This is a genomic window from Streptomyces sp. CO7 (genome assembly GCF_053474865.1).
On sequence record NZ_JBRIOU010000006.1, the window covers coordinates 65,517 to 69,072 of the forward strand.

At 76.2% G+C, this 3,556-nt stretch carries 3 protein-coding genes and 1 pseudogene; all 4 read right to left on the bottom strand.

The features are described from left to right. Window positions 1-216: cobalamin biosynthesis protein (locus tag ACOV8S_RS21640; protein WP_448319559.1), on the bottom strand; the 216-nt coding region annotated here is incomplete at its 3' end. After that, a complete protein-coding gene (locus ACOV8S_RS21645; protein WP_448319560.1) occupies window positions 198-2,648 on the bottom strand; it encodes a cobyrinate a,c-diamide synthase in 2,451 nt (816 codons plus the stop codon). The genes ACOV8S_RS21640 and ACOV8S_RS21645, both read right to left, overlap by 19 nt. Beyond that, window positions 2,642-3,256 (bottom strand): cob(I)yrinic acid a,c-diamide adenosyltransferase, encoded by a 615-nt coding sequence (cobO, locus tag ACOV8S_RS21650; RefSeq protein WP_448319562.1) that lies wholly within the window; start codon window positions 3,254-3,256, stop codon window positions 2,642-2,644. The genes ACOV8S_RS21645 and cobO overlap by 7 nt, the downstream gene beginning before the upstream one ends. Further along, window positions 3,256-3,556 (bottom strand): annotated as a pseudogene (locus ACOV8S_RS21655) (magnesium chelatase); the annotation flags it as partial. The gene cobO and the pseudogene ACOV8S_RS21655, both read right to left, overlap by 1 nt.

Consider the following 3,556-nt stretch of genomic DNA (forward strand, 5'->3'; position numbering starts at 1 on the left):
GGCCGCGACGCCGCCGACCAGCAGCGTGGTGTAGGCGGCGCCCCGGGCGCGGGAGTCGGCGTGCAGTCGCCGTTCGAGGGCCCCGGCGACGGTGCCGAAGCCGGCGACCGGGTGGAAGCGGCGAGGGTCGCCCAGGACCCGGTCGGCGGCGTGCCCCAGGAGGAGACCGGCCGCGCGGGTGCCCGCCGGGGAGAGGGTCACGCGGGAGTGGCGCATGCCCGCACCTCCGCGAGGGCGTCGAGGAAGCGGCGGGTGGTCTCCGGCGGCCTGACCGCGAGGCGGATCCAGGAGGCGTCCAGGCCGGGGAAGGTGTCGGCGCGCCGGGCGGCGACACCGTGCTCGCGGAGCAGACCGTGCAGCCCCTCCCCCGGCCGGGCGAGGACGAAGGGGCCGCTGGAGGGGGTGAACGGGACCCCGGCGGCGGTCAGCCCGTCCTGGAGGAACTCCCGCCACAAGGCGAGCTGTTCGGCCCGAGCACGGGCCTCGGGGAGCGCCTTTGGGGCGGTGCAGGCGACGGTGGCGGCGACAGCGGGCGACGACAGCGACCAGGGGGTCTGGGCGCGGGCGAGTTCCCGCACGAAAGCCGGGTCGCCGACGACGTACCCGGCGCGTATGCCCGGGATCGACCAGTGCTTGGTGAGGCTGCGGATCACCAGCAGCCCCTCGGCGCGCTCGTCGGCGAGGGACTCGGGTTCGCCGGGGACGGCGTCCATGAAGGCCTCGTCGACGACGATCAGGCGGCCGCGGCGGCGCAGCGCGCGCAGCGTCGCGGCCGGGTGGAGGGCTCCGGTGGGGTTGGTGGGGTTGCCGATCACCACGAGGTCGGCGTCCTCGGGGACGGCGGCCGCATCGAGGGCGAAGCCGTCCTCGGGGCGGCAGAACACGCTGGTGACGGTGTGTCCGGCCTGTTCGAGGGCGGCGTGGGGCTCGGTGAACTGCGGGTGGACGACCACCGGGCGCCGCCAGGGGCGCAGGCGGGCGACGAGGGTGAACGCCTCGGCGGCGCCCGCGGTGGGCAGCGCCTCCTGCGGCGGCCGGTGGTGGCGGCGGGCGACGGCCCGGCGGGCGGGTTCGGCGTCGGGGTAGGCGGCGGCGTCGGCGATGCTGTCGTGCAGCGCGCGGTCGAGCCAGTCGGGGCGCTCGCCCGGGTAGACGTTGACGGCGAGGTCGAGGAGTCCGCCGCGGGCCTCGGAGTCGCCGTGGTGCCGCAGCGGGTCCCAGGCTGCGGCGCCGTCGGGTTGCGGGGCGCCGGACGCGCCCGCGCGGTGCACGGCGTCGGCGAACCGCTGGGCGAGCCGGGGGTGTCCGGCCCAGTGGACGTGCAGGTAGGAGGCGTGCAGCGTCGGTGAGGCGAAGCCCTCCGGGCGGCCGTCGATCTCCCAGGCGGGGGTGGTGGAACAGGCGCCGGGGGCGGTGCGGGTGCGGTGGAACTCGTGACCGGTGACCCGCTCCCCCGCCCGGGTCAGGAGGGTGTCACCGGGCGAGGTCGCGTGCGGGTAGCGCAGGGTGAGGCGTCCGGTCATCGCGGCCTGGGCGGGGACGACGCCGGCCATGGGGGTGTCGTCGAGGGTCTCGGTGAGGTAGAGCAGGCCGGCGCATTCGGCCACGGTGGGCAGGCCGTCCCGGACGGCCTGCCGGACGGAGGCCAGCAGGGGCGCGTTGGCGGCGAGCTCTGCGGCGTACACCTCGGGAAAGCCGCCGCCGAGGTAGAGGCCACGGGTGCCGGGGGGCAGGGCGGGGTCGGTCAACGGGTCGAAGGCGACGACCTCGCAGCCCGCGGCGGCCAGGAGTTCCTCGGTCTCGCTGTAGCGGAAGGTGAAGGCACGGCCGCCGGCCACGGCGACGACCGGGCGTTCGCCGCCGGGCGGCGCGGTGACCTCGTCGGCCGGGTTCCAGGCCACGGCGTCCAGCGACGGTGCGCTGCGGGCCAGGGCGAGGACGGCGTCGACGTCGACGTCCCGGGCGATCCGCTCGCCGAGCCGGCGGACGGCGCGGGCCGAGTCCTCGCGTTCGGCGGCGGGGACGAGCCCGAGGTGGCGGGAGGGGGTGCCGATCTCCTCGTCGCGGTGCACGACGCCGAGCACGGGCAGCCGCAGGGAGCGGCGGATCTCGGCGACGTTCCGCTCGGAGCCGGCCTTGTTGAGGATCACGCCGACGACGTCGACGGCGGGGTCGTAGGAGGCCATGCCCTCGACGATCGCCGCGGCCGAGCGGGACATCCGGGAGACGTCGACGACCAGGACGACCGGTGTGCGGGTGAGGGCGGCGACGTGGGCGGTGGAGGCGAAGCCGTCCGTGCCGATCCGTCCGTCGTGCAGGCCCATCACGCCCTCGACGACGGCGACGTCGGCGCCGCGGGCCCCGTGCAGCAGGAGCGGCGCGACGCGCTCCTCCCCCACCAGGTGCGGGTCGAGGTTGCGGCCTGGGCGGCCGGTGGCGAGGGCGTGGTAGCCGGGGTCGATGTAGTCGGGGCCGGTCTTGTGGCCGCTGACCGTGTGGCCGGCGTCGCGCAGCGCGGCCATCAGGCCGGTGGCGACGGTGGTCTTGCCCTGACCGGTCATCGGGGCGGCGATCATGATCCGGGGCAGCGGCACGGGCTCCGCGCCGTGCGGGGCCGGCGAGGATCCGGGCCGGGCGGGCGTCACCATTCGATGCCTCGCTGGCCCTTCTGCCCCGCGTCCATGGGGTGCTTGACCTTGGTCATCTCGGTGACCAGGTCGGCGGCCTCGAGCAGTTGCGGGGCGGCCCGGCGCCCGGTGATCACCACGTGCTGACGGCCGGGGCGCTCGCGCAGGGCGGTGACGACGTCCTCGACGTCGATCCAGCCCCAGGCGAGGGGGTAGGTGAACTCGTCGAGGACCAGCAGGTCGTGGGTCTGCTCGGCCAGGCGCCGCTTGATCTCGGCCCAGCCTTCGGCGGCGGCCGTGGCGTGGTCCTCGGTGTCGCCGTGCTTGCGGGTCCAGGACCAGCCGGATCCCATCTTGTGCCACTCGACGGGGCCGCCCTCGCCGGTCTCCTCGTGGAGCCGGCCCAGGCGTTCGAGGACCGTCTGCTCGCCGATGCGCCACTTGGCGGACTTGACGAACTGGAAGACCCCGATGTTCCAGCCCTGGTTCCAGCCGCGCAGGGCGAGGCCGAAGGCGGCGGTGGACTTGCCCTTGCCGTCGCCGGTGTGGACGACCAGGAGGGGCTTGTTGCGGCGCTGGCGGGTGGTGAGTCCGTCGTCGGGCACGACGGTCGGCTGTCCCTGGGGCATCAGGCGGCCCTCTCTCGGACGGCGGTGCTCAGCGCGTCGGCGCTGACCTCGCGGACGGGCAGGTGGTCGGCGTGCAGGCGGGCGGCCAGGCCGGCGGCCAGGCCGAGCCGCAGGGGTCCGGACTCGCTGTCGACCACCACGGTGCTGACGCCGAGGGAGGCGACCTGGTCGGCGGCCTGCAGCGAGCGGGAGACGGCGTCCTTGCCGCCGGTGGCGCGGCCGTCGGTGACGACGACCAGCAGGGGACGCAGCCGCGGGTGGCGCCGGCGTTCGCGGGCGACGACGCGGGCGGCCTCCAGC

Bases quoted from the DNA above. Each gene is read 5' to 3' on its own strand.
- ACOV8S_RS21645 (WP_448319560.1), bottom strand. From the start codon at position 2,648: ATGGTGACGCCCGCCCGGCCCGGATCCTCGCCGGCCCCGCACGGCGCG.
- cobO (WP_448319562.1), bottom strand. From the start codon at position 3,256: ATGCCCCAGGGACAGCCGACCGTCGTGCCCGACGACGGACTCACCACC.